We start from the raw sequence: 25010 nt of genomic DNA, 5'->3' as shown, positions 1-25010 counted from the left end.
CGCGCTCCGCGGGTTCGGTACGGACCACGGGGACCTACCCGCCCCGAGGGGCGGGGACACGGCCGCGAAGTGCGGAAACGTCACCTCCAGCGGCCGATCTCGACGTTCTCCAGGACGCCGAGCGCGTCGGGCACCAGCACCGCCGCCGAGTAGTAGGCGGTCACCAGGTAGTTGATGATGGCCTGTTCGTTGATGCCCATGAAGCGGACGGACAGGCTCGGCTCGATCTCGTCCGGGATGCCCGCCTGCCGCAGCCCGATGACGCCCTGGTCCTCCTCGCCCGTACGGAGCGCGATGATCGACGTCGTGCGCTCCGGGGTGACCGGGATCTTGTTGCACGGGTAGATCGGCACGCCGCGCCAGGTCGGGATGCGGTTGCCGCCGATGTCGACGCTCTCCGGCACGAGTCCGCGCTTGTTGAGCTCGCGGCCGAACGCGGAGATCGCGCGCGGGTGGGCGAGGAACAGCTTGGTGCTGCGCCGACGGCTGAGCAGCTCGTCCATGTCGTCCGGGCTGGGCACGCCGTCGTGCGGCTGCAGCCGCTGGTCGTACTCGCAGTTGTTCAGCAGTCCGAAGTCGGCGTTGTTGATGAGCTCGTGCTCCTGGCGTTCCTTCAACGCCTCGACCGTGAGCCTGAGCTGCTGCTCGGTCTGGTTCATCGGCTGGTTGTAGAGATCGGCCACGCGCGTGTGGATGCGCAGTACGGTCTGGGCGATGCTCAGCTCGTACTCGCGGGGCTGGGCCTCGTAGTCCACGAAGGTGTGCGGGATCTCCGGCTCGCCGCTGTGGCCGGCCGCGAGGTCGACCGCCTTCTCCCCGTACTTGTTGGTGCGCTGCTCGGGGATCGCGCGGAGCCGGCGCAGATGCTCGCGGAGCGATTCCGAGCGCTCGGCGATCTGCTCGAAGTCCTGGCGGGACAGGATCAGCACCGTGCAGGCCGTGTCCGCGCGGGCCGTGTACTCCCAGATGGCGTCCGGGTCGAGGAGCGCCTGCTCGCCGAAGTACGCCCCGTCGGCGAGGACACCGAGGACGGCGTCGTCTCCGTACGGACCCGTGCCGATCTTCTCGACCCTGCCGTGGGCCAGCAGGAACACCTCGTCGGCCTGGCTACCGAAGGAGGCGAGCAGCTGGCCCGGCCCGAACTCCCGCTTGCGGCAGCGCTGGGCCAGCTCCTTGAGCACCTCCCCGTCCTCGTACGACCGCAGGGCCGGCAGCTCGCCCAGCTCGGCGGGAATCACCTCGACGCGGTCGCCGGTCTTCACGAAGGTGATGCGGCCGTCGCCGACCGCGTACGTCAGTCGCCGGTTCACCCGGTACGTGCCGCCCTGCACGTTCACCCAGGGCAGCGTCCGCAGCAGCCAGCGGGAGCTGATCTCCTGCATCTGGGGTGCGGACTTGGTGGTGGTGGCCAGGTTCCGCGCGGCCGCCGTGTCCAGACTCTGCTGGGGCTTGGGCTGCTCAGCGCGGACCTCTTCGCCTACCGACATAGAGAAACGCCCTCCCGGTCATACGCCGACGCCCGTATACGCCGCGCATCGGTCTCACGAGCCAGCTTCCATCACGGAGCGTGCTCGTGCCATTACCCGAAAGAGCGGGAATGGATCATCGTACGACTGGGCAGACAGAGGGACTCTGTCCACCGGACGGCGGGAGGCGGGGCGCGTCCGCACGTGTCCGGATCGGCTCGCACACCGTGCGAACGATGTATTCCGGGACGTCCGGTTTCGGTAGAAGCACCGGTACGAGGCGGCCGCGACCGGTGGCCGTAGAGCACAGCGCGAAGGAGGCATCCATGGCCTCACCCATGTCCGCGAGCGGATTTCTGGACGCTCTGAGAGCGGAGGGCGTCTGCGTCGTCGAGGTCGGCGACTGGCAGCACCACAACCGCAACCACAAGGGCCCGTGGGGTCCCGTGCACGGCGTGATGATCCACCACACCGTGACCCGGGGCAGCGAACGGACCGTGGAGATCTGCCGCGACGGCTTCGAAGACCTGCCGGGGCCGCTGTGCCACGGCGTGATCACCAAGGACGGCACGGTCCACCTCGTGGGCTACGGCCGCGCCAACCACGCCGGACTGGGCGACGACGACGTGCTGCGCGCGGTGATCGCCGAGAAGGCGCTGCCGCACGACAACGAGGCGAACACCGACGGCAACCGGCACTTCTACGGCTTCGAGTGCGAGAACCTCGGCGACGGCGAGGACCCCTGGCCCGAGGCCCAGCTGGAGGCGGTCGCGAAGGTGGCCGCGGCCGTCTGCCGGCACCACGGGTGGACGGAACGCTCGGTCATCGGGCACCTGGAGTGGCAGCCCGGGAAGGTGGATCCGCGCGGGTTCACGATGGCCTGGCTCCGGGAGCGGGTCCGCGACCACCTGAAGTGATGACAATGGGGGCGTGACCAGTACGGACGACCTCCGCCCCCGGCTGCCCTCCCCGCTGCGGGAGGCGGCCGACGACCATTTCGCGCGGCACGGCGTCCGGCTCCTGCTCAAGCGGGACGACCTGATCCACCCGGAGCTGATCGGCAACAAGTGGCGCAAGCTGGTGCCGAACGTCGAGGCAGCGGCGGCGGCGGGGCGCGGGCTGGTCACCTTCGGCGGGGCGTACTCCAACCACCTGCGGGCCACGGCCGCCGCGGGCCGGCTCCTGGGCCTGCCCACGGTGGGCGTGGTCCGCGGCCAGGAACTGGCCGACCGCCCCCTGAACCCCTCCCTGGCCCGGTGCGCGGCCGACGGCATGCGGCTGCACTTCGTCGACAGAGCGACGTATCGCCGCAAGGCCGAACCGGAGACCCTGCGCGCCGTCCTGCGGGCGGCCGGGGCCGAGGACGCGTACGTCGTTCCGGAGGGCGGCAGCAACGCCGAGGCGGTCCGCGGCTGCCGGGCCCTGGGCGCGGAACTGCGCGGCCGGGCCGATGTCGTCGCCGTCGCCTGTGGCACCGGCGGCACGCTCGCCGGGCTGGCCGCCGGGCTCGCCCCCGAGCAGCGTGCCCTGGGCATACCGGTCCTCAAGGGCGGTTTCCTGACCGCCGAGGTCGAGGCGCTGCAGGAGCGCGCCTTCGGCGCCCGCCGCGGCGCCTGGTCCCTCGACGACCGCTTCCACTTCGGCGGTTACGCCCGCACCACCCCCGAACTCGAGGCCTTCGCCGAGGACTTCGAACACCGGCACGGCGTGCCCGTCGAACGTCTCTATGTCGCCAAGTTGCTGTACGGACTTGTCGCCCTCGCGGACGAGGGCGCCTTCCCGCGCGGCACGACGCTCGCCGCGGTGGTCACCGGCCGGCCGTTCCCGCAGGTGCAGCCTCCGCCGGACCGGTCCTAGGTGGCCTCCCGGTACGCGGCCGCCTCCTCCAGGTCCAGTCGGCGCAGCAGCGTGCGCAGCATCTCGTCGTCGATGTAGCGGTGGTCGCGGAGCCTGACGAACACCTCGCGTTCGGCGCTGATCATGTCGCGGGACAGCCGGCGGTAGGTGTCGTCGACCGTCTCCCCGGTGACCGGGTTGACCTGGCCGAGCCGCTCCCAGACGGCGTTGCGGCGGCGCTCCAGGACGCTGCGGAGGCGGTCGGCGAGGGGCGGGGGCAGGGCGTTGCGCTCGTCGGCGAGGAGGTCGTCGAGGCGCTGCTCGGCGGCCCGGGAGGCCTGCGCCTGGGCGTTGGCCTCCGCGAGCGTCTCGGCCTGCTGGTCTCGTCCGGGGAACTTCAGCAGCCGGATCAGCGGGGGCAGGGTCAGGCCCTGCACGACCAGCGTCCCGATCACCGTCGTGAATGTCAGGAAGAGGATCAGGTTGCGCTGCGGGAAGGGGGCGCCGCCGTGCGTCGTGACCGGGATCGAGAAGGCGATGGCCAGCGAGACCACACCGCGCATCCCGGCCCACGCGGTGACCATCGCGCCCTTCCAGGTCGGGTTCTCCTCGCGTTTCCTGACCCGCGCCGACAGCAGGCGGGGGAGGAAGGCCGCCGGATAGACCCAGACGAACCGGGCCGCGACCACCACCAGGAAGAGGACCACCGCGTACCAGGCGGCGTCGGCGCCCTTGTACTCCCCGAGGCCCTTGAGGACGAACGGCAGCTGCAGCCCGATGAGCGCGAACACCGCCGACTCCAGGACGAAGGCGACCATCCGCCACACCGCCTCCTCCTGCAGGCGGGTGGCGAAGTCGACCTCCCACGCGCGGTGGCCGAGGTAGAGGGCCACGACCACGACCGCGAGGACGCCGGAGGCGTGCACCTGCTCGGCGACGCCGTACGCCACGAACGGGATGAGCAGCGAGAGCGTGTTCTGGAGCAGCGGCTCCTTCAGGTGCGTGCGCAGCCAGTGGATGGGGGCCATCAGGACCAGGCCGATGCCCACGCCGCCGACCGCCGCGAGCAGGAACTCGGTGATGCCGCCGGCCCAGGTGGCGCTCTCGCCGAGGGCGGCGAGGAGGGCCACCTTGTAGGCGGTGATCGCGGTGGCGTCGTTCAGCAGGGACTCGCCCTGGAGGATGGTCGTGATGCGGGACGGCAGCCCCACCCGGCGGGCGACCGCCGTCGCCGCGACCGCGTCCGGCGGCGCCACCACCGCGCCCAGCACCAGCGCGGCGGTCAGCGGCATCCCCGGCACGAGCCGGTAGACGGCCCAGCCGACGACGAAGGTCGCGAAGAGGACGTACCCGACCGACAGCAGCGCCACGGGCCGCAGCTGCGCCCGCAGGTCGAGGTACGAGCTGTCGGTGGCCGAGGTGTACAGCAGCGGGGGCAGCAGGAGCGGCAGGACGACGTCCGGGTCGAGGGTGTAGTCCGGGATTCCGGGGACGTACGAGACCACCAGTCCCGCCGCGACCAGCAGCAGCGGCGCCGGCACCGGGGTGCGCCGGGCCGCCGCGGCGACCACCGCACTGCCCGCCACCAGCAACAGCAGCGGCATCACGTCCATGTCTCGCCCGCCCTCGTTCTCCGCTTTCGCGCGACCACCCGCGCGCCCGTCGTAACCTGGCAATCATGAAACAGTGCACGCACGCCGACGCGCTGCCGCACCCCGAACCCGAGCCGCTGCACGAGACCTGCCCGGAATGTCTCGCGAACGGCACGCACCCGGTGCAGCTGCGACTGTGTCTGTCCTGTGGCCACGTCGGCTGCTGCGACTCCTCGCAGGGACGGCACGCGACGGAGCATCACACGCAGTCCGGTCATCCCGTGATGCGGACCTTCGAACCCGGTGAGAGCTGGCGGTGGTGCTTCGTCGACCACGTACTCGTGTGACACTGCATGCGGCGGCCGGTTGCGACGATTCGACGGTCTGACGTCTGGGTACGTCAAACCGGCGCGCGCTCTTCCCAATTGGGACCGCAGACCCCTAGACACGGAGCGTATCCACAGGTTTACTGTGAGTGACGCCAGGGGGTTGGGGTCCCGGGGACAGAAAAGTTCGGAGCGCGATAGCGTCACCGCTGTACCACGTATCGCGTTACCCCGGGGGGCAACCCTCGGCCCCGTAAAGCTTGTACCACCATGGAGGTGAGGGTGTCCCAGATCGCAGGCGAGCCCGCGACCCAGGACTTCGTGGAAGTCCGGCTGCCGGCTGCGGGTGCCTACCTGTCGGTGCTGCGGACGGCCACGGCCGGTCTCGCCGCCCGCTTGGACTTCACCCTGGACGAGATCGAGGATCTGCGCATCGCGGTGGACGAGGCCTGCGCGATCCTGCTCCAGCAGGCCGTGTCCGGCTCGGTGCTGAGCTGCGTCTTCCGCCTCGTCGACGACTCGCTGGAAGTCACGGTGTCGGCCCCGACGACCGACGGCCACGCGCCCTCGCGCGACACCTTCGCCTGGACCGTGCTGTCGGCCCTGGCGGGCAAGGTCTCGTCGGCCGTCGACGAGGACAAGACCGTGTCGATCAGCCTCTACAAACAGCGCGGCGCGGGACCCGGGCCGGCGTGAGGAACGGGGACGGACCGGTGCGGGACGAAGAGCGCGGCACACGGGAGCTGCCGGTCGAGGACGGGGGCGTCCCCTGCCCGAGCGGAGGCGAGAGCTTGGCGAACAACCCCACGGGCGGTTCCCGACGCATGACGGACGGCATCGACGCCATCCCCGAGCAGGCCCGGCCGCACCCGGAGGACGACTCCGCGCAGGCCGGCTTCCCGGACGACGGGCAGCGGGATCGGAAAGGTGGCGTGCAGAGCGGGCCTCCGGCACGACGGGGCGGGGCCGTGTCCCCCGGCCGAGCGGAGGCGGCGGCTCGGCGAAGGGCGACGGGCGGGACGATGAGCGAGCACGAGCGAAACTCCGAGGACGACGCGCTGGGCGCGGAGGCCGCGCAGGGCACGCACCACGATCCTCAGGACCGCAGCGGAGCGCGCGCGATGTTCGTCGAGCTGCGCGGCCTGAAGGACGGCAGCCCCGAGTACGCGGAGCTGCGCAACCAGCTGGTCCGCATGCACCTGCCGCTCGTCGAGCACCTCGCGCGCCGCTTCCGCAACCGCGGCGAACCCCTCGACGACCTGACCCAGGTCGCCACCATCGGCCTGATCAAGTCGGTGGACCGGTTCGACCCGGACCGCGGCGTGGAGTTCTCCACGTACGCCACCCCGACGGTCGTCGGCGAGATCAAGCGCCACTTCCGTGACAAGGGCTGGGCCGTCCGCGTCCCGCGCCGTCTGCAGGAGCTGCGCCTCGCCCTGACCACGGCGACGGCCGAGCTCTCCCAGCAGCACGGGCGCTCCCCCACCGTCCACGAACTCGCCGAGAAGCTCGCCATCTCGGAGGAGGAGGTCCTGGAGGGCCTGGAGTCGGCGAACGCCTACTCCACCCTGTCCCTGGACGTCCCGGACACCGACGACGAGTCCCCGGCGGTCGCCGACACCCTCGGCGCCGAGGACGAGGCGCTGGAGGGCGTGGAGTACCGCGAGTCCCTCAAGCCGCTCCTCGAGGACCTCCCGCCGCGCGAGAAGCGCATCCTGCTCCTCCGCTTCTTCGGCAACATGACCCAGTCCCAGATCGCGCAGGAGGTCGGCATCTCCCAGATGCACGTCTCCCGCCTGCTGGCCCGCACCCTGGCCCAGCTCCGGGAGAAGCTGCTGGTGGAGGAGTAGACCCACGGCCGACAGACGCCGCGGGCCGATGCTCCGAAGCGCCGCGGGCCGATGCTCCGAAGCGCCGCGGGCCGATGCTCCGAAGCGCCGCGGGCTAGCGCTTCGGTTCCTCCGCCTCCGTGCGTCCCGGGCCCCGGATGCCGAGGGCCGCGGTCGTGGCCGGGTTCACCAGGAGGACCAGGGACGCGACCGCGACCACGGCGAGGACGATGCCGGCAGGGATCGCGAGGCTGTCGGCCTGCAGGAGGCTGTAGGCGACGGGAAGGGCCATGATCTGGGTGATCACGGCCGGGCCCCGGCTCCAACTACGCCGCCGCAGCAACCCGCGCGCGGCGAGCAGGGGGAGCAGGGCCAGGACGATCAGCGTGATGCCCAGAGTGACGGCCTGCTGCCGGTCGTCGGGGTCACCGGTGATACCGAGGACGAGCACCCACCCGCCGCCGACCAGCAGCGCGAGCCCCTCCAGCGCGGCCAGCGCGGCCGCGTACGTCAGGCGGCGCGGACGGGGGGCATCGGCTCGCGCGGAGTCGGATACGGGGTTCTGCTCGCTGCTCACCCCAGAAGCGTAGCCCTCGCCCCGGGCGCCCGAGTGTCCAGGCTCACGCCCCCATCTCTTACCGGATCCCTACCTCGGTATGGGCCGGGTACCCCCCAGTAGGTACGCTGCAATCCATGCGTGCACTTCTCGTGGTCAATCCGGCGGCAACCACCACAAGCGCACGTAGGCGCGACGTCCTGATCCACGCCCTGGCGAGCGAGATGAAGCTGGAGGCGGTCACCACCGAGTACCGCGGCCACGCGCGCGACCTGGGCCGGCAGGCGGCGGAGAGTGACGACGTGGACCTGGTGGTCGCCCTCGGCGGTGACGGCACGGTCAACGAGGTCGTCAACGGACTGCTGCACAACGGCCCCGACCCCGAGCGCCTCCCCGGTCTCGCCGTGGTCCCCGGCGGCTCCACCAATGTCTTCGCCCGCGCGCTGGGCCTGCCCAACGATCCCGTGGAGGCGACCGGCGCCCTGCTGGACGCTCTGCGCGAGAAGCGCGAGCGCGTCGTCGGCCTCGGACTCACCTCCGGTACGCCCGGCACCGAGGACGAGGCGGTGCCGGCTCGCTGGTTCACCTTCAACGCCGGCCTCGGCTTCGACGCCGGTGTCGTCGGCCGGGTCGAGCAGCAGCGCGAGCGCGGCAAGAAATCCACCCACGCCTTGTACGTACGTCAGGTTGTCCGGCAGTTCGTCGGCGAGCAGCACCGCCGGCACGGCTCGATCACGCTCGAACAACCCGGCGAGGACCCGATCGCCGATCTTGTGGTCGCCATAGTCTCGAACACCTCGCCCTGGACGTATCTCGGCAATCGTCCGATGTACACGTCACCTAAGGCCTCGTTCGATAAGGGACTCGACGTACTCGGTCTCAGCCGCCTGTCCACGGCCGCGGTTGCCCGGTATGGCACCCAGTTGCTCACTTCGTCCCCCGAGCGTGGACCCCACGGCAGGCATGCCACCTCCCTGCACGACCTGGACCGGTTCACCTTGCATTCGAAGGTGCCACTGCCTCTCCAGATGGACGGAGACCACCTCGGGCTGCGTACGAGCGTGACGTTCACAGGCGTACGCCGCGCACTGCGTGTGATTGTGTGAGTGGAACGGGCGAAAGTCCTTTCACTCGAACGTTTAGGCCAGGATCCACCCCATGGAAGTACGGCTGTGACCCAGTCGACACCGAGGAATCAAAAAAAACTTTCCGGAAGGGGTTGTATCCGCCGCTGAGGTTTGCGAGTCTCTACGTGGCGATCGGGACGGCCCGCAACACCGGCCTCCACTGATCACCAGAACCCCTCTTCAAACCCAGGCCAACGCCGGCGAACCCGGCAATGGACCCTTCACTTGTTGAGGGATTCGTGAAAGCGTTCACATTCACAAGCAACCCGCACGTAAATACCAAGGAGAGGTAGCAGCCATGGACTGGCGTCACAACGCCGTTTGCCGCGAGGAAGACCCCGAGCTCTTCTTCCCCATCGGCAACACCGGTCCTGCGCTGCTGCAGATCGAGGAAGCCAAGGCCGTCTGCCGTCGCTGCCCCGTCATGGAGCAGTGCCTGCAGTGGGCGCTCGAGTCCGGTCAGGACTCGGGCGTCTGGGGTGGTCTCAGCGAGGACGAGCGCCGCGCCATGAAGCGCCGCGCCGCCCGCAACCGGGCTCGTCAGGCTTCCGCCTGACACTCCCACCCCTGCTGACAGCCTGAGCTTGGCGGCGCGTACAGCGAGTACGCATCTCCCGCCCCCGAGCCGCAGCGCGCAGTACCCCGATGCGCTTAGCAGTAGAAGAGCAGCAACGAGCACTGGCCTCGGACCTGATCAAGGTCCGAGGCTCTTTGCTGTTCGGGCGAGTTCCGCTCGCGAACTCCTCGATGTCCGCTCGGTGTTCGCCGGGAGATGTCCCTACTTGTGCGACCGGACCGGAATGTCCAGGATCACCCGTGTTCCGCGTACGGGTGCCGGGACCATGTCGAACGTTCCGCCCAACTCGCCCTCGACCAGGGTTCGTACGATCTGCAGACCGAGGTTGCCGGCGGTCTGCGGGTCGAATCCCTCGGGCAGACCGACGCCGTCGTCCTGGACGGTGACGAGGAGGCGGGCCTCCTTGGTGGTGCCGCCGCGGACCGCCGCGACCTCGACCGTGCCGGTGTCGCCCTCCCGGAAACCGTGTTCGAGGGCGTTCTGCAGGATTTCGGTCAGGACCATCGACAGCGGGGTCGCGACCTCGGCGTCGAGTATCCCGAAGCGGCCGCTGCGCCGGCCGGTGACCTTGCCCGGCGAGATCTCGGCGACCATCGCGAGCACACGGTCGGCGATCTCGTCGAACTCCACGCGCTCGTCCAGGTTTTGCGACAGCGTCTCATGCACGATGGCGATCGAGCCGACACGCCGGACGGCCTCCTCCAGGGCCTCCCGACCCCGGTCGGACTCGATGCGCCGGGCCTGGAGGCGGAGCAGGGCGGCGACCGTCTGGAGGTTGTTCTTCACCCGGTGGTGGATCTCCCGGATGGTCGCGTCCTTGGTGATCAACTCGCGTTCGCGGCGCCGCAGTTCGGTGACGTCCCGGAGCAGCACCAGTGAGCCGATCCGGGTTCCCTTGGGCTTGAGCGGGATGGCCCGGAACTGGATGACCCCGTCGTTCCCTTCGATCTCGAACTCGCGGGGCGCCCAGCCGCTGGCGACCTTGGCCAGCGCCTCGTCCACCGGCCCCCGGGTCGGGGCGAGTTCGGCGGTGGTCGTGCCCAGATGGTGGCCGACCAGGTCGGAGGCGAGGCCGAGGCGGTGGTAGGCGGACAGGGCGTTCGGCGAGGCGTACTGGACGGTGCCGTCCGCGTCGAGCCGGATCAGGCCGTCGCCGACGCGCGGCGAGGCGTCCATGTCGACCTGCTGATCGGGGAACGGGAAGGAGCCGGCCGCGATCATCTGCGCCAGGTCGGAGGCGCTCTGGAGGTAGGTCAGCTCCAGGCGGCTCGGGGTCCGGACGGTGAGCAGGTTGGTGTTGCGGGCGATGACGCCGAGGACGCGCCCCTCACGCCGCACGGGGATCGACTCGACCCGTACGGGGACCTCCTCGCGCCACTCCGGGTCGCCCTCGCGCACAATCCGGCCCTCGTCGAGAGCGGCGTCCAGCATGGGGCGCCGGCCGCGCGGGACGAGGTGGCCGACCATGTCGTCCTGGTAGGAGGTGGGGCCGGTGTTGGGCCGCATCTGGGCGACCGAGACGTACCGCGTGCCGTCGCGGGTGGGGACCCACAGGACCAGGTCGGCGAAGGAGAGGTCGGAGAGCAGCTGCCACTCCGAGACCAGCAGATGCAGCCACTCCAGGTCGGAGTCGCTCAGAGCGGTGTGCTGGCGTACGAGTTCGTTCATGGAGGGCACGTGTGCGAGCGTACCCGGGCAGATGTGGATGGCCGAAAAACACCCGCGGGCCGCGGCGCCTGGGAGGGACCCTCAACCCTCCCGGCACCGCAGCCCGGAGCAGTTTCGGCCGCGGGGTGTGCGGTCCCGACCGGCCGAATGGTGAGGAACCGGGGCAGTCAGGGCAGAGAGCACCGGGTCCTCGGTCCGCCTTCCTGTGCGGGGAAGACGGAAGTCGTCCTCTCGCATTGTGGACTAGACCATGGGGTGTGTCCACGTGTTGGAGGATGTTCACACTTGGCGATCCGCAGCCTAGCCCGCCCGGGTTACGAACGGGGTCGGATCATGATGGCAATTTCCGCCACCGCCACCGATTCTTTTCGGCTCGCGGGGTGTCCGCTCAGCGGGTCTGCGTCACCTTGGCCAGGGCGCGGGGGGCGTCCGGGTCCTGACCGCGGGCGATGGTGACCTCGTAGGCGAGCAGCTGGAGGGGGATGATCTCCAGGACCGGCTGGAGCTCCTCGGCGACCCCGTCGGTGGGCAGGACGAAGCCGGCCGAGGCCTGCTCGACCTGGTGAGCGGGTCCGACGACGACCAGGTCGGCGCCCCGGCCGCGCAACCGGTCGAGGACGGGCCGGAGGGCCTCGCCGCCCTTGCCGTCGGTGACGACCGCGATGACCGGGGAGACGTTGTCGACCATGGCGAGGGGGCCGTGCAGGAGGTCGGCGCCGGAGTAGGACAGGGCGGGGATGTAGCTGGTCTCCATCAGCTTGAGGGCGGCCTCCTTGGCCGTGGGGTAGCCGTAGCCGCGCGAGGTGACGACCATGCGCTCGGCGAAGCGGTAGCGGGCGGCCAGGGCGCGCACCTCGGCGTGCCGGGCGAGCAGCTGCTCGGCGAGGTCGGGCAGCACCTTCGCGGCGGCGCCGTCACCGCCGCGCAGGCCCTCGACGCAGAGGTAGAGCGCGAGGAGCGAGGCCGTGTAGGTCTTGGTGGCGGGCAGGGCCCGCTCGGGACCGGCCAGGATGTCGATGTGGTACTCGGAGACGCCGGCCAGCGGGGAGTCGGCGCTGTTGGTCACGGCGAGGGTGATCGCGCCGGCCTCGCGGGCGGCGCGGGTGGAGGCGACCAGGTCCGGGGAGCCGCCGGACTGGCTGACGGTGATGACGAGCACGTCGGTCAGGTCGGGGCGGGCGCCGTAGGCCGTGGTGGTCGACATGGACGTGAGGCCGCAGGGCAGGCCGAGGCGGATTTCCAGCAGGTACTTGGCGTAGAGGGCCGCGTTGTCGGAGGTGCCGCGGGCTGTGAGCAGCACGAAGCGGGGGCGGCGGGCGGCGATCTCCCGGGCCACCCGCCGGACGGCCGGGGCCCCCTCGTCCAGGATCCGGCGGAGCACGGCGGGCTGTTCGGCCATCTCGCGGGCCATGATCCGGCCCGGACGCTCGCCGGCGGACTCCGAGGTGGTGGCGGTCATCGTGGTTCCTCCCGGGGCAGGCGGGTCACTGGCGGCTCGCCGATCGTCGCCGGTGGTCACTGACGGTCGTCGGCAGGCCGGTGACGGGTCGACGACGGGGTGGCGACGGGTCGGAGACGGGGCGCTGACGGATCCCATTCCACTCCCCGAACAAGGGCGGCGTGCGTGCGGGGTGGATGTTAGATTGGTCTAAACCACATAGACGTTCCAGCCCTCTTCAGAACGGCAGGCCCAGCGTGGAAGTTGTCATCGTTCCGGATGCCGCCGCGGGCGGCGAGCTGATCGCCGAGGCCATGGCGGAGTTGCTCCGGCGCAAGCCCGACGCCCTGCTCGGCGTGGCCACCGGCTCCACGCCGCTGCCCATCTACCGGGCGCTGACGGCGAAGGTGCGCGCCGGCGACGTGGACACCTCGCGGGCCCGGATCGCACAGCTCGACGAGTACGTGGGACTGCCCGCCGACCATCCGGAGTCGTACCGTTCGGTGCTCGCGCGGGAGGTGCTGGAGCCGCTCGGGATCACGCTGGACGCGTTCCTGGGTCCGGACGGCGCGGCCGAGGACGTGCGGGCGGCGTGCGAGGCGTACGACCGGGCGCTGGCCGAGGCCGGCGGCGTGGACCTGCAGCTGCTCGGGATCGGCACCGACGGGCACATCGGGTTCAACGAGCCCTGCTCCTCGCTGGCCTCGCGCACGCGGATCAAGACGCTGACCGAGCAGACCCGCGTCGACAACGCGCGTTTCTTCGACGGGGACATCGAGCAGGTGCCGCACCACGTCATCACCCAGGGCATAGGCACGATCCTGGAGGCACGGCACCTGGTGCTGCTGGCCACCGGGGAGGGCAAGGCGGACGCGGTCGCCGCGACCGTCGAGGGGCCGGTCGCCGCGGTGTGCCCCGCCTCGGCGCTGCAGCTCCACCCGCACGCCACCGTGGTCGTCGACGAGGCGGCCGCCGCCAAGCTGAAGCTGGCGGACTACTTCCGGCACGCGTACGTCAACAAGCCGCAGTGGCAGGGGATCTGACGGTCCCGGCACGTCCGAGGGCGCCGGCTCCCGCAGGGAGTCCGGCGCCCTCGTCGTACGGGCACGGGGTCAGCGGCCCGCGATGGCCTCCGCCGCCGCACGGCCGCAGACCCGGGCCGCGCCGTGGGTGGCGATGTGCAGGGCGCCTCGGGGCGCGGACTGGGGCACGCCCATCTCGACCACGATCGTGTCCGGGCGGGCCGCGAGGAGGGTGTCCAGGGCCGCCGCCATCCAGGGGTGCCGGTGCTCGTCGCGGACGACGGCCACCACCCGGCGGTCCCCGGCCGCGGCCAGCGCCTGCGCCCCCGCCGTCTCCCCCGCGAAGCTGCCGGTCTCCGTGCCGGGCAGCAGACGGGCCAGCTCGGCGGCGACGCCCCACGGGGTCTCGTCCCCGACGGCGATGTTCGCGAGGGGAGTGAAGGCGGCGACGTACGGCGCCGCGGCCGACGGCTCGTACGACTCGCCGTACGTCACCCGCAGCGCCCGCCGCGCGGCGATCAGCCCGACGTCGGTCCGTACGGCACTTCCGTTCCGGCCGGCCTCGCCTTCGCCCACGACCGCCGACGCACTCGGGCGAACCGTGTCGTCCCTCGCGGTCCTCGCCGCCTGTGCCGTCCACCGCGCCAGCTCCCGGACGCGCTGCGCCGCGTCCGCCAGGCGCTCCTCGGGGAGTTCGCCCGCGCGTACGGCCAGGACCAGGGCGTCGCGCAGGCGGCGTACCGTCTCGTCGTCCGCGAGGCCGCCGCCCACGCAGATGGCGTCGGCGCCGGCAGCGATGGCGAGGACGCTGCCGCGTTCGATGCCGTAGGTGGCGGCGATGGCCTGCATCTCCATGCCGTCGGTCACGATCAGGCCGGCGTAGCCGAGCTCGCCGCGCAGCAGGTCGGTGAGGATCCGGCGGGAGAGGGTCGCGGGGCGGTCCGGGTCCAGCGCCGGGACCAGGATGTGGGCGCTCATCACGGCCCGGGTGCCGGCGGCGATCGCCGCGCGGAAGGGCACGAGTTCGCGGGCGTCCAGCAGCGCGGCCGCCGCGTCGATGCGGGGCAGCGCGTGGTGCGAGTCGACGGCGGTGTCGCCGTGCCCGGGGAAGTGCTTGGTGCAGGCCGCCACGCCGGCCGACTGAAGGCCGGTGACGTAGGCGGCGGTGTGCCGGGCGACCAGGTCGGTGTCGGCGCCGAAGGACCGTACGCCGATGACCGGGTTGGCGGGGTTGGAGTTCACGTCCGCCGACGGGGCCCAGTTGAGGTTCACGCCGCAGGCCGCGAGGCGGCGGCCGAGTTCGCGGGCCACGTCCCTGGTCAGCGCGGGGTCGTCGACCGCGCCGAGGGCGTGGTTGCCGGGGAAGCTGGAGCCCGTGCGCACCTCCAGGCGCGTGACGTCTCCGCCCTCCTCGTCGATCGCGACCAGGACGTCGTCCCGCTCGGTGCGCAACTGTGCGGTCAGGGCGGCCAGTTGTTCCGCGGAGGCGATGTTGCGGCCGAACAGGCCCACGGAGGCGAGGCCCTCGCCGAGCCGACGCAGCAGCCAGTCGGGGGCCGTGGTGCCGGTGAAGCCGGGCTGGAGGACGGTGAGGGCGTCGCGCGTCAGGGTGTCGGTGCCGCTGGCGAGTGTCGTCATCGGGTGGCGTTATCCCTTCACGGCGCCCGCGGTCAGGCCCGCGGCCATCTTGCGCTGGACGAGGAGGAAGAGGACGACGATCGGCACGGCCATCATCGTGGCGCCGGCCATCATCGGGGCGTACTCGGTGCCGTGCTTGGTCGTGAAGTTGCCGAGCCACACGGTCGCCGTCTGGTGCTCCTGGCTGAGCAGCATGAGGGCGTACAGGTATTCGTTCCAGGCCTGGATGAAGCCGTAGACCGAGGTGGCGACCATGCCGGGGGCGAGGAGCGGGAAGACGACGCGGACGAAGGCGCCGGTGCGGGAGCAGCCGTCGACCATCGCGGCCTCCTCCAGCTCCCGCGGGATGTTGACGATGAAGCCGCGCAGCGTCCACACCGTGAAGGGGAGGATGAAGGTCAGGTAGGTGATGATCAGACCGGTGAGCTTGTCGTACTGGTGCAGGTCGTTCAGCAGCAGGAAGACCGGGATGATCATGGCGACCAGCGGGACCATCTGCACCGCGAGGATGCCCACGATCACTATCTTGCGGCCGCGGAAGGCGAACCGGGAGATGGCGAGCGCGGCGAGCATGCCCACGACGATGCCGATCACCACGACGGACAGGGACACCATCAGGCTGCGGCCGACCGGGCCCCAGAAGTCGGCGATGTCCAGCGCGCGGCGGAAGTTGGACAGGGTCAGGCCGGTGGGCAGCAGGCTGGGGTCCGGGTCGATGGCGTCCTTGGCCGGCTTGAACGCCGTGTTCAGCATCCAGTAGACGGGGAAGCCGGCGGTGACGAAGACCAGCAGGCCCAGGAGGTTCCAGCCGAACCTCGACCTGCGGCGGGCGGCGGGGGCGAGCGTGCTCATTCGACCTCTCCGATCTTCAGCATCTGGCGCATGTACACGGCGACCACGCCGAGCAGCAGCACCACGGTGATCAGGGCGATCGCCGAGCCCTGCGCATAGTCGTTGACCACGAAGGCGCGGTCGTACGAGTAGGTGGTCAGGAGCTGGAACTCGGCCTCCGGGTGCCCGCCCCGCATGACGAAGACCTGCGGGAAGACGCCCATGTCCCAGATGACCGACAGGGTCGTGAGCATCACGATGATCGGCTTGAGGATGGGCAGGGTGACGTACCGGAAGACGCCCCAGGAGCCCGCGCCGTCGAGGCGGGCCGCCTCCTCCAGTTCCGCCGGGACCTGGGTGAGGCCGGCGCTGAGCGTGATGACCACGAAGGGGACCGCGCCCCAGACCACCAGGAGCATGATCACGGCCAGCCCCTCGGGGCCGCTCGCGAACCAGTTGTGGCCGATCAGCTCGACGCCCGGCAGCTTGCTCAGCAGCGCGTTGAGGACGCCGTAGTCGGCGTCGAAGAGCCACTTGAAGACGGTGGTGGCGACGATGACGGGCATGCCCCAGCTGGCCACCAGCGCGATGTTGACGAGGGTCTTCACCCAGCCGGAGACGCGCTGCAGCAGCAGGGCGATCAGCATGCCGAGGACCATGGTGAGCACGACCGAGCCGACCGCGAAGATCACCGTGCGCAGGACGACCTGCCAGAACTCGCTGTCCCCCAGCACCTTGGAGAAGTTGGCGAAGCCGACGGACTCGGCCGGTTTGAAGCCCCACAGCTGGGACTGCCCGAACTCCTGGAAGGACAGGGTGACCAGGCGGACCAGCGGATAGCCCATGACCAGGGCGAGGATCAGCAGACACGGCGCGAGCAGCAGCCAGGGGGTGGCCGCCCCGCTCGACGTCCGCTTTCCGCGTGGCCGTTGCGGCACGTCCGGTGGCGGCGCCTGCCGCGGTGGCGGCACCTTGGCAGGGGTGGTCGTGTCTGCGGCACTCATCGCGCGCTCCTCAGCGGTCCCTCGGGTCGTACGAGAGGCGGGGCCCTGTCGGCGGACAGGGCCCCGATCTCAGATCACTTGGTGTTGATGACCTTGTCGATCGCGGCGTCCGCGTCCTTCGCGGCGGCCTCGACCGACTTCTTGCCGGTGCCGATGTTCTGCAGCATGGTCTGCAGGACCTGGGCCTTCTCGACCTGGCCCCAGCCGGGGGCCATCGGGACGAACCAGTTGGACTCGGCCGCGGTGGCCGGCACGACGGTCGCCGGGTCGTTCTTCAGGGTGGCGAGGTCCGTCTTGTTGTTGGGCAGGTTGCCCTTGGCCATCAGACCCTTCTGGCCCTCGGGACCGGTGAAGGCGTTGATCCACTCGGCGGCGACGCCCTGGGCCTTGGACTTCACCGGGATGGCGAGGTCGGAACCGCCGAGGAAGACCGGCAGGTTCTTGCCGGACGGGCCGGGCATCACGAAGTTCTCGAGGTCGTCCTTGAGCTTGCCGGTCTTGTCGTTCTTCGGGTCGGCCGCGGTCGCGCCCTCCCACGCGGCACCGAAGATCAGGTCCGACTTGCCCTGGCCGTAGACGATGTAGCGGTCGGACTCGTCCTTCGTCTTGTCGCCGTGCATGTACTTGTCAAGGATGGTCTTGAACTCGTTGAGGCCCTTGAGGGACTCGGGCGAGGACAGGTTCGCCTTCCACTGACCGCCGGACTCGACGGCGATGGAGCCGCCGGCGTCGTAGACGAAGGACATGGCCGCGTACCAGTCACGGGTGGGCTGGTACCAGGCGTTGAACTTGGCGCCCTGCTTCTTCTGGATCTTGTCCAGGTCGGAGGTCAGCTCCGTGTAGGTCTTCGGGGGCGCCTTGATGCCGGACGCGGCCGCGATGTCCTTGCGCCAGGTGCCGACCCGGCCACCGGCGTAGTACGGCACGCCGTAGGTCTTGCCGTCGTAGGTCACGGAGGCCTTGAGGCCGTCCAGCCAGGCGGAGGAGTTGCCGAACTGCGCGGCGTCGACGGGCGCGAAGGCGCCCTTGACCATGTAGCCCAGCATCTCGGTGTTGCCCATCTCGACCACGTCGGGGGCCTTGTCGGTGGCGAGGACGGCGTCCAGCTTGGTGTTCTTGTCCGGCCAGCCGTAGTACTCGTGCTTGATCTTGATGCCGGGGTGCTTCTTCTGCACGGCGGCGTCGGCGGCCTTCACCAGGTTGGGCCAGTTGTTCTGGGCGTCCACGGTGAGCCAGACGGTCAGCTCCTTGGCGTCCGCCCCCTTGCCCGAACCGTCGTCGTCCTTCTTGTCACTGCCACACGCCGCGATGGAGACGACCATGCCCGCGATACCGATCGCGGCTATCAGCTTGCGCTTCACGCCACCCTCCTCAGGGATGCCACAAACCCCCCTGCCTCCCCGCGGCGAGCCGGGCCTGCTCGGCGGATCATGCCGGAGACGCGGGGTCTGGCACGCACATCTGCGGCGTCGTCGTCGGTCGCCGACGCTCCGCGTCGACTCCCTCCTCCGCCTTGCAACTGCACGCACCAGACCCCGCTCGCCGGCGCTGATCAGGTTCGGTTGCTTTACTCCGACCTGATCCGCCGAGCAGGCCCACGCTTCGTACCGCCCATGGGGCCGGGACCTGGACCAATGGTGTAGACCAGTACGGGGAGCTTGGCCCAGACCAATAGGCCTGTCAAGGGTGTTCAAGCAGGCTCCGGGCGTCCGTGATGGGACCGAGATATGCAGGGACCTTTCATTGCGCAAGCGACAGATCGGACGGACCAGTTCCGCTGGACCACTGCCATCGACGACGGGGATGGACTAGACCAACGAGGGGCGCGAAGGTATACCAGAGGGGATCACGGAGCGTGCGGTGGACTCCTGTCGGACGAAGCCGTGCCACGATGTGAGCCGTGACCGGCGGGACGTCGGTCGCTTCGGCACCAGGAGCCGGGAAGGCAGAACATGAGCACCGACGTCAGCAGTGCGGAGAACGAGAATGGGGCTACCGTCCGTACCGCGCGCGTGCCCAAGTACTACCGCTTGAAGAAGCATCTGCTGGACATGACGGAGACGCAGGATCCTGGCACGCCCGTCCCGCCCGAGCGCACGCTCGCCGCCGAGTTCGACACCTCGCGCACGACCGTGCGCCAGGCCCTCCAGGAGCTGGTCGTCGAGGGCCGCCTGGAGCGCATCCAGGGCAAGGGCACCTTCGTCGCCAAGCCCAAGGTCTCCCAGGCGCTGCAACTCACCTCCTACACCGAGGACATGCGCGCCCAGGGCCTGGAGCCCACCTCGCAGCTGCTGGACATCGGCTACATCACCGCCGACGACCGGCTCGCCGTGCTGCTCGACATCACGGCCGGCGGCCGCGTGCTGCGCATCGAGCGGCTGCGCATGGCCAACGGCGAGCCGATGGCCATCGAGACCACGCACCTGTCGGCGAAGCGCTTCCCCGCGCTGCGCAGATCGCTCGTCAAGTACACGTCCCTCTACACCGCCCTCGCCGAGGTGTACGACGTCCACCTCGCGGAGGCCGAGGAGACCATCGAGACCTCGCTGGCCACCCCGCGCGAGGCGGGCCTGCTCGGCACCGACGTCGGCCTGCCGATGCTGATGCTCTCCCGGCACTCCCTGGACCGCGAGGGCAAGCCGGTGGAGTGGGTCCGCTCCGTCTACCGCGGCGACCGCTACAAGTTCGTGGCCCGCCTCAAGCGCCCACAGGACTAAGGCCGGTTCGGCCCCCGCCACCCCGCTTCGGCCGTCGCTTTTGCGTCAACTTCATGGTGGGACCCCAATCTGCACCGAATCGACATACCGATAGGCAGACGAGGTCTTCCACTCGCCCGAGACAGTCGCCTAGATTGCCTGCGCATTACAGGTGATCAGTGGTGATCAGCGAGGGGACGGAGCCGCCTGATGTCAGATGCGTCCGATGTGACCGGAGCGGCGGTGGTGACGCCCCTGCGCGTCGTCATCGCCGTGTGCCTGATCGCGCCCTTCGTGGCGATGCTGTGGGTCGGCTCGTACTCCAAGACGGACCCCGCGTTCATCGGGATCCCGTTCTTCTACTGGTACCAGATGCTGTGGGTGCCGGCCTCCACCGTGCTCACGGTGATCGCGTACCAGCTGTGGCGGCGTGACCAGCGCGCCCGCCGGGCCGCCCGGGACGGGGGTGCGTCGCGATGAAGGACGGTGTGAACGGCGTCGCGCTCGGCGTCTTCATCTTCTTCTTCCTGGCCGTCACGGTCATGGGCTTCCTGGCCGCGCGCTGGCGCAAGGCCGACAACGAGCACTCGCTCGACGAATGGGGCCTGGGCGGACGGTCGTTCGGTACCTGGGTCACCTGGTTCCTGCTCGGCGGCGACCTCTACACGGCGTACACCTTCGTCGCCGTCCCGGCCGCCATCTACGCGGCGGGCGCGGCCGGCTTCTTCGCCGTGCCGTACACGATCCTGGTCTACCCGCTGATCTTCACGTTCCTGCCGCGCCTGTGGTCGGTCTCCCACCGGCACGGCTACGTGACGACCTCGGACTTTGTGCGCGGCCGCTTCGGCTCGAAGGGCCTGTCGCTGGCGGTCGCCGTCACCGGCATCCTCGCGACGATGCCCTACATCGCCCTCCAACTCGTCGGCATCCAGGCCGTACTGGACGTGATGGGCGTGGGCGGCGGCGACAACACCAACTGGTTCGTGAAGGACCTCCCGCTGCTGATCGCCTTCGGCGTGCTGGCGGCCTACACCTACTCCTCGGGCCTGCGCGCCCCCGCCCTGATCGCGTTCGTGAAGGACACGCTGATCTACATCGTCATCGCTGTGGCGATCATCTACATCCCGATCAAGCTGGGCGGCTTCGACGACATCTTCGCCAAGGCGAGCGAGGCGTACGCGCAGACCAACCCGGCGACGGGCAAGCCGCGCGGCGCGCTGGTCCCGGCGGAGGCGGGCCAGTGGACGTACGCCACGCTGGCACTGGGCTCCGCGCTCGCGCTGTTCATGTACCCGCACTCGATCACCGCGACGCTGTCCTCGCGCAGCCGTGAGGTGATCCGCCGCAACACCACGATCCTGCCGCTGTACTCCCTCATGCTCGGCCTGCTGGCCCTGCTGGGGTTCATGGCGATCGCGGCGGGCGTCAAGGTCACCAACGGCCAGTTGGCGATCCCACAGCTGTTCGAGAACATGTTCCCGGACTGGTTCGCGGGCGTGGCCTTCGCGGCGATCGGCATCGGGGCTCTGGTCCCGGCCGCCATCATGTCCATCGCGGCCGCGAACCTCTTCACCCGCAACATCTACAAGGACTTCATCAAGCCGGACGCGACACCCGCACAGGAGACGAAGGTCTCCAAGCTGGTCTCGCTGCTCGTCAAGGTGGGCGCCCTGGTCTTCGTGCTCACCATGGACAAGACCGTCGCCATCAACTTCCAGCTGCTGGGCGGCATCTGGATCCTGCAGACCTTCCCGGCCCTGGTCGGCGGCCTGTTCACCCGCTGGTTCCACCGCTGGGCCCTGCTCGCCGGCTGGGCGGTCGGCATGGTGTACGGCACCGTCGCCGCCTACGGCGTCGCCTCCCCGACGCAGAAGCACTTCGGCGGCTCGGCCAAGGAGATCCCCGGCATCGGCGAGATCGGCTACATCGGCCTCACGGCGTTCGTGCTGAACCTGGCCGTCACGGTGGTCCTGACCTTCGTCCTGAAGGCCGTGAAGGCTCCCGAGGGCGTCGACCAGACCAGGCCCGAGGACTACACGGCGGACGCCGGTGACCCGGGCGTCGAGGTGGAGCTGCCGCCGGCCACGGCGGGCAGCGCCCACTGAGCCGTACATCCTACGAGCGGGCCGCCGACAGCGAGAAGTCGGCGGCCCGTTGTCGTACCCACCCGGCACACTCGGTGCATGGACATCGTGATCCGACCCGTATCCCCCGACGAACACGCCACCCTCGGCGAGATCACCGCCCAGGCCTATCTCCAGGACGGCCTGCTGACCTTCGGCGAGAGCGACTGGTACCTCGGCGAACTGCGCAACGTGGCCAAGCGGGCGGCCGCCGCCGACGTGCTCGTCGCCGTCACGGACGGCGAGGTGCTCGGCGGGGTCACCTTCGTGCCGTCGGGCGGCCCCATGGCCGACATAGCGGGTCCCGGGGAGGCCGAGATCCGCATGCTCGCGGTCTCCCACGCGGCCCGCGGCCGGGGTGCCGGCGAGGCGCTGGTCCGGGCCTGCGTCGAGCGCGCGCGGGCCACGCGGGGGTGCGTGGGGATCGTGCTGTCGACCCAGGAGACGATGCACGCCGCCCACCGGATCTACGAACGACTCGGTTTCGTCCGCGCTCCCGAGCGCGACTGGAACCCCATTCCGGACGTCGACGACCTCGTGCTGCTCACCTATGAGTTGACGCTCTGACACGCTCCGGAGTCGCCACGACACAACATATGGGGGTGCTGTCTCCACCCGGCACTAGATGTATGCTCATGCTCGCTGTCGCCGCAGGGGAATCCGGTGCGAATCCGGAACTGTCCCGCAACGGTGTACTTGCGTGCATCCACACGCCTGTTCAGTCCGAGGACCTGCCGACAGCGCGCCCGGCCGTCCGGTCCGGGTTGCCCTGACGTCCGGGTCTCGTGGAGTGGGCCGGTGGACGCGACGCCCCGTGCGCTCGTGTGCTGCCACCTGCCCTCCGCCAGGCCCGCGTGCCGAGCGAGGGAGAGCCCCACGTGACCATCGCGCCAGCCGAACCGGCTTCAGCGACAGGCCTCGAGACCGACGGTCCCGGTGCCGCGCTGCTGCGGATCCTGACGGAGCTGACCGCCGACCTCCCCGACGCCGACGCCGACCCCGGCCGGGTCGCCGCCGCCGCGCTGCGCGGCCGGTCCGCGCAGGCGGACGAGACGGAGCTGCGCGAGCTGGCCACCGAGGCGGCCGCCGGTCTCATCTCCGAGGACCCGGCCTACTCCCGGCTGGCCGCCCGGCTGCTGACCGTGTCGATCCGCGCGGAGGCCGCCTCGCAGGGCGTGACGTCGTTCACCGAGTCCGTCGCCGTGGGGCACCGCGAGGGCCTGATCGCCGACCGCACCGCCGAGTTCGTGCGCCTGCACGCCCAGCGGCTGGACGCGCTGATCGACCCGGACGCCGACGACCGCTTCGGCTACTTCGGCCTGCGCACTCTGCACAGCCGCTACCTGCTCCGGCACCCGATCACCCGCAGCGTCGTCGAGACGCCGCAGCACTTCATGCTGCGCGTCGCCGCCGGTCTCGCCGAGGACGACACCGCCCGGTCCGTCGACGAAGTCGCCGCGCTCTACAAGCTCATGAGCCGCCTCGACTATCTGCCCTCCTCCCCCACGCTCTTCAACTCCGGTACGCGGCACCCCCAGATGTCGTCCTGCTACCTCCTCGACTCCCCCAAGGACGAGCTGGACTCCATCTACGACCGCTACCACCAGGTCGCCCGGCTCTCGAAGCACGCCGGCGGCATCGGTCTGTCGTACAGCCGTATCCGCTCCCGCGGTTCGCTGATCCGCGGCACCAACGGGCACTCCAACGGCATCGTCCCGTTCCTGAAGACCCTGGACGCCTCGGTCGCCGCCGTGAACCAGGGCGGCCGGCGCAAGGGCGCGGCCGCGGTCTACCTGGAGACCTGGCACTCCGACATCGAGGAGTTCCTGGAGCTGCGCGACAACACCGGTGAGGACGCCCGCCGTACGCACAACCTCAACCTGGCGCACTGGATCCCGGACGAGTTCATGCGCCGTGTGAACGCCGACGGACAGTGGTCGCTGTTCTCGCCCGCGGACGTGCCGCAGCTGGTCGACCTGTGGGGCGAGGAGTTCGACGCCGCCTACCGCGCGGCCGAGGCCGCCGGGCTCGCGCGCAAGACCATCCCGGCGCGTGATCTGTACGGCCGCATGATGCGTACGCTCGCGCAGACCGGCAACGGCTGGATGACGTTCAAGGACGCCGCCAACCGCACCGCCAACCAGACGGCCGAGCCGGGCCACGTCGTCCACTCCTCCAACCTCTGCACGGAGATCCTGGAGGTCACCGACGACGGGGAGACGGCGGTCTGCAACCTGGGCTCGGTCAACCTCGGTGCCTTCGTGAGCAACGGGGACATCGACTGGGAGCGCCTCGACGAGACCGTCCGTACGGCCGTCACCTTCCTCGACCGGGTCGTCGACATCAACTTCTACCCGACCGAGCAGGCGGGCCGGTCCAACGCCAAGTGGCGTCCGGTGGGCCTGGGTGCGATGGGTCTGCAGGACGTCTTCTTCAAGCTGCGCCTGCCCTTCGACTCGCCCGAGGCGCGCGCCCTGTCCACCCGGATCGCCGAGCGCATCATGCTCGCCGCGTACGAGGCCTCCGCGGACCTGGCCGAGCGCAACGGCCCGCTGCCGGCCTGGGAGAAGACCCGTACGGCCCGGGGTGTCCTGCACCCCGACCACTACGACGTCGAGCCGAGCTGGCCGGAGCGCTGGGCGGCGCTGCGCGAGCGGATCGCCTCGGTGGGCCTGCGCAACTCGCTGCTCCTGGCCATCGCGCCGACCGCCACCATCGCCTCGATCGCGGGCGTCTACGAGTGCATCGAGCCGCAGGTCTCCAACCTGTTCAAGCGCGAGACGCTGTCCGGTGAGTTCCTCCAGGTCAACTCGTACCTGGTGAACGACCTCAAGCAGCTCGGCGTCTGGGACGCGCGTACCCGTGAGGCGCTGCGCGATTCCAACGGCTCGGTGCAGGACTTCGTGTGGATCCCGGCGGACGTGCGCGCGCTGTACCGCACGGCCTGGGAGATCCCGCAGCGCGGCCTGATCGACATGGCCGCGGCCCGCACCCCGTTCCTGGACCAGTCGCAGTCGCTGAACCTGTTCCTGGAGACGCCGACGATCGGCAAGCTCTCCTCGATGTACGCGTACGCCTGGAAGCAGGGCCTGAAGACGACGTACTACCTGCGCTCGCGCCCGGCGACCCGCATCGCCCGCGCCGCCCAGGCGCAGACGCAGGCGTCCATCCCCGTCCAGCAGGCCGCCGACCCCGACGCCGTCGCCTGCTCCCTCGAGAACCCCGAGTCCTGCGAGGCCTGCCAATAATGCCCACCCGTCGCCCGACCACCACCCCTGAAG

General features: G+C 70.3%; 22 protein-coding genes and 1 riboswitch. Of the genes, 13 read left to right on the top strand and 9 right to left on the bottom strand.

Going from position 1 to position 25010, the window contains the following annotated elements:
* Positions 1–80 precede the first annotated feature (80 nt).
* Positions 81–1487: a family 2B encapsulin nanocompartment shell protein gene (locus ACWGKT_RS08200; protein ID WP_453272952.1), complete on the bottom strand. Its 1407-nt coding sequence runs from the start codon at positions 1485–1487 to the stop codon at positions 81–83.
* 305 nt (positions 1488–1792) lie between these two features.
* On the opposite strand from ACWGKT_RS08200, the gene ACWGKT_RS08195 reads away from it, so the two are divergent.
* Positions 1793–2383 (top strand): N-acetylmuramoyl-L-alanine amidase, encoded by a 591-nt coding sequence (locus ACWGKT_RS08195; RefSeq protein WP_356142193.1) that lies wholly within the window; start codon positions 1793–1795, stop codon positions 2381–2383.
* A 13-nt stretch (positions 2384–2396) separates the two neighbouring features.
* On the top strand, positions 2397–3323 hold the full coding sequence (locus ACWGKT_RS08190; RefSeq protein WP_453272951.1) for a 1-aminocyclopropane-1-carboxylate deaminase/D-cysteine desulfhydrase: 927 nt from the start codon (positions 2397–2399) through the stop codon (positions 3321–3323).
* Here ACWGKT_RS08190 and ACWGKT_RS08185 read toward each other — a convergent pair.
* A complete protein-coding gene (locus tag ACWGKT_RS08185) occupies positions 3320–4915 on the bottom strand; it encodes a Na+/H+ antiporter (protein WP_453272950.1) in 1596 nt (531 codons plus the stop codon). The two genes, ACWGKT_RS08190 and ACWGKT_RS08185, sit on opposite strands and share 4 nt — an antisense overlap.
* 65 nt (positions 4916–4980) lie before the next feature.
* Here ACWGKT_RS08185 and ACWGKT_RS08180 point away from each other — a divergent pair, with 65 nt between their 5' ends.
* From ACWGKT_RS08180 to ACWGKT_RS08170, 3 genes are all read left to right on the top strand, one after another.
* Entirely contained in the window at positions 4981–5241 is a 261-nt protein-coding gene (locus tag ACWGKT_RS08180; RefSeq protein ID WP_453272949.1) for a UBP-type zinc finger domain-containing protein, read from the top strand.
* Positions 5242–5502: 261 nt separating this feature from the next.
* Positions 5503–5916 (top strand): ATP-binding protein, encoded by a 414-nt coding sequence (locus ACWGKT_RS08175; RefSeq protein WP_161069408.1) that lies wholly within the window; start codon positions 5503–5505, stop codon positions 5914–5916.
* A gap of 17 nt (positions 5917–5933) precedes the next feature.
* Entirely contained in the window at positions 5934–7070 is a 1137-nt protein-coding gene (locus tag ACWGKT_RS08170) for an RNA polymerase sigma factor SigF (protein WP_356142201.1), read from the top strand.
* Positions 7071–7164: 94 nt separating this feature from the next.
* Here the strand turns inward: ACWGKT_RS08170 and ACWGKT_RS08165 are convergent, their stop codons facing one another.
* Complete coding sequence (locus tag ACWGKT_RS08165) at positions 7165–7626, bottom strand: hypothetical protein (protein ID WP_453272948.1); 462 nt, start codon at positions 7624–7626, stop codon at positions 7165–7167.
* A gap of 116 nt (positions 7627–7742) precedes the next feature.
* Between ACWGKT_RS08165 and ACWGKT_RS08160 the strand changes: the two genes are divergently transcribed.
* Both ACWGKT_RS08160 and ACWGKT_RS08155 read left to right on the top strand, forming a co-directional pair.
* Positions 7743–8711, top strand: coding sequence for a diacylglycerol/lipid kinase family protein (locus tag ACWGKT_RS08160; protein WP_453272947.1), 969 nt, complete (start codon positions 7743–7745; stop codon positions 8709–8711).
* A gap of 319 nt (positions 8712–9030) precedes the next feature.
* On the top strand, positions 9031–9288 hold the full coding sequence (locus ACWGKT_RS08155) for a WhiB family transcriptional regulator (RefSeq protein ID WP_016639615.1): 258 nt from the start codon (positions 9031–9033) through the stop codon (positions 9286–9288).
* A gap of 222 nt (positions 9289–9510) precedes the next feature.
* Here the strand turns inward: ACWGKT_RS08155 and ACWGKT_RS08150 are convergent, their stop codons facing one another.
* Together ACWGKT_RS08150 and ACWGKT_RS08145 are read right to left on the bottom strand one after the other, a co-directional pair.
* On the bottom strand, positions 9511–10977 hold the full coding sequence (locus ACWGKT_RS08150; RefSeq protein WP_356142272.1) for a sensor histidine kinase: 1467 nt from the start codon (positions 10975–10977) through the stop codon (positions 9511–9513).
* Between the two features lie 388 nt (positions 10978–11365).
* Entirely contained in the window at positions 11366–12436 is a 1071-nt protein-coding gene (locus ACWGKT_RS08145; protein WP_453272946.1) for an SIS domain-containing protein, read from the bottom strand.
* A 236-nt stretch (positions 12437–12672) separates the two neighbouring features.
* On the opposite strand from ACWGKT_RS08145, the gene nagB reads away from it, so the two are divergent.
* Positions 12673–13458: a glucosamine-6-phosphate deaminase gene (gene nagB, locus ACWGKT_RS08140; RefSeq protein ID WP_453272945.1), complete on the top strand. Its 786-nt coding sequence runs from the start codon at positions 12673–12675 to the stop codon at positions 13456–13458.
* A gap of 69 nt (positions 13459–13527) precedes the next feature.
* Here nagB and ACWGKT_RS08135 read toward each other — a convergent pair whose 3' ends face one another.
* The 4 genes from ACWGKT_RS08135 to ACWGKT_RS08120 form a co-directional block, all read right to left on the bottom strand.
* A complete protein-coding gene (locus ACWGKT_RS08135; RefSeq protein WP_453272944.1) occupies positions 13528–15075 on the bottom strand; it encodes a glycoside hydrolase family 3 protein in 1548 nt (515 codons plus the stop codon).
* Between the two features lie 9 nt (positions 15076–15084).
* Positions 15085–15927, bottom strand: coding sequence for a carbohydrate ABC transporter permease (locus tag ACWGKT_RS08130; protein ID WP_356142211.1), 843 nt, complete (start codon positions 15925–15927; stop codon positions 15085–15087).
* Complete coding sequence (locus ACWGKT_RS08125; protein WP_453272943.1) at positions 15924–16910, bottom strand: carbohydrate ABC transporter permease; 987 nt, start codon at positions 16908–16910, stop codon at positions 15924–15926. The genes ACWGKT_RS08130 and ACWGKT_RS08125 overlap by 4 nt, the downstream gene beginning before the upstream one ends.
* Positions 16911–16984: 74 nt before the next feature.
* Positions 16985–18271: an extracellular solute-binding protein gene (locus ACWGKT_RS08120; protein WP_453272942.1), complete on the bottom strand. Its 1287-nt coding sequence runs from the start codon at positions 18269–18271 to the stop codon at positions 16985–16987.
* Between the two features lie 591 nt (positions 18272–18862).
* On the opposite strand from ACWGKT_RS08120, the gene ACWGKT_RS08115 reads away from it, so the two are divergent.
* From ACWGKT_RS08115 to ACWGKT_RS08095, 5 genes are all read left to right on the top strand, one after another.
* Positions 18863–19627, top strand: coding sequence for a GntR family transcriptional regulator (locus ACWGKT_RS08115; protein WP_453272941.1), 765 nt, complete (start codon positions 18863–18865; stop codon positions 19625–19627).
* 189 nt (positions 19628–19816) lie between these two features.
* Positions 19817–20086, top strand: coding sequence for a DUF3311 domain-containing protein (locus ACWGKT_RS08110; protein ID WP_235456702.1), 270 nt, complete (start codon positions 19817–19819; stop codon positions 20084–20086).
* Complete coding sequence (gene mctP, locus ACWGKT_RS08105) at positions 20083–21711, top strand: monocarboxylate uptake permease MctP (RefSeq protein ID WP_356142218.1); 1629 nt, start codon at positions 20083–20085, stop codon at positions 21709–21711. The genes ACWGKT_RS08110 and mctP overlap by 4 nt, the downstream gene beginning before the upstream one ends.
* Positions 21712–21789: 78 nt before the next feature.
* Positions 21790–22296, top strand: coding sequence for a GNAT family N-acetyltransferase (locus ACWGKT_RS08100; RefSeq protein ID WP_356142220.1), 507 nt, complete (start codon positions 21790–21792; stop codon positions 22294–22296).
* Between the two features lie 62 nt (positions 22297–22358).
* Positions 22359–22482, top strand: a riboswitch (cobalamin riboswitch).
* Positions 22483–22607: 125 nt separating this feature from the next.
* Entirely contained in the window at positions 22608–24977 is a 2370-nt protein-coding gene (locus ACWGKT_RS08095) for a ribonucleoside-diphosphate reductase subunit alpha (protein ID WP_453272940.1), read from the top strand.
* Positions 24978–25010: the final 33 nt, after the last annotated feature.

It is taken from the genome of Streptomyces sp. NPDC054794 (assembly GCF_053611585.1).
Note: the sequence above shows the minus strand (reverse complement) of the source record. Positions and strands in the feature narration are given on the sequence as shown.

Bases quoted from the DNA above. Each gene is read 5' to 3' on its own strand.
- ACWGKT_RS08200 (WP_453272952.1), bottom strand. From the start codon at position 1,487: ATGTCGGTAGGCGAAGAGGTCCGCGCTGAGCAGCCCAAGCCCCAGCAG.
- ACWGKT_RS08195 (WP_356142193.1), top strand. From the start codon at position 1,793: ATGGCCTCACCCATGTCCGCGAGCGGATTTCTGGACGCTCTGAGAGCG.
- ACWGKT_RS08185 (WP_453272950.1), bottom strand. From the start codon at position 4,915: ATGGACGTGATGCCGCTGCTGTTGCTGGTGGCGGGCAGTGCGGTGGTC.
- ACWGKT_RS08180 (WP_453272949.1), top strand. From the start codon at position 4,981: ATGAAACAGTGCACGCACGCCGACGCGCTGCCGCACCCCGAACCCGAG.
- ACWGKT_RS08160 (WP_453272947.1), top strand. From the start codon at position 7,743: ATGCGTGCACTTCTCGTGGTCAATCCGGCGGCAACCACCACAAGCGCA.
- ACWGKT_RS08155 (WP_016639615.1), top strand. From the start codon at position 9,031: ATGGACTGGCGTCACAACGCCGTTTGCCGCGAGGAAGACCCCGAGCTC.
- ACWGKT_RS08150 (WP_356142272.1), bottom strand. From the start codon at position 10,977: ATGAACGAACTCGTACGCCAGCACACCGCTCTGAGCGACTCCGACCTG.
- ACWGKT_RS08145 (WP_453272946.1), bottom strand. From the start codon at position 12,436: ATGACCGCCACCACCTCGGAGTCCGCCGGCGAGCGTCCGGGCCGGATC.
- ACWGKT_RS08135 (WP_453272944.1), bottom strand. From the start codon at position 15,075: ATGACGACACTCGCCAGCGGCACCGACACCCTGACGCGCGACGCCCTC.
- ACWGKT_RS08130 (WP_356142211.1), bottom strand. From the start codon at position 15,927: ATGAGCACGCTCGCCCCCGCCGCCCGCCGCAGGTCGAGGTTCGGCTGG.
- ACWGKT_RS08125 (WP_453272943.1), bottom strand. From the start codon at position 16,910: ATGAGTGCCGCAGACACGACCACCCCTGCCAAGGTGCCGCCACCGCGG.
- ACWGKT_RS08115 (WP_453272941.1), top strand. From the start codon at position 18,863: ATGAGCACCGACGTCAGCAGTGCGGAGAACGAGAATGGGGCTACCGTC.
- ACWGKT_RS08110 (WP_235456702.1), top strand. From the start codon at position 19,817: ATGTCAGATGCGTCCGATGTGACCGGAGCGGCGGTGGTGACGCCCCTG.
- mctP (WP_356142218.1), top strand. From the start codon at position 20,083: ATGAAGGACGGTGTGAACGGCGTCGCGCTCGGCGTCTTCATCTTCTTC.
- ACWGKT_RS08100 (WP_356142220.1), top strand. From the start codon at position 21,790: ATGGACATCGTGATCCGACCCGTATCCCCCGACGAACACGCCACCCTC.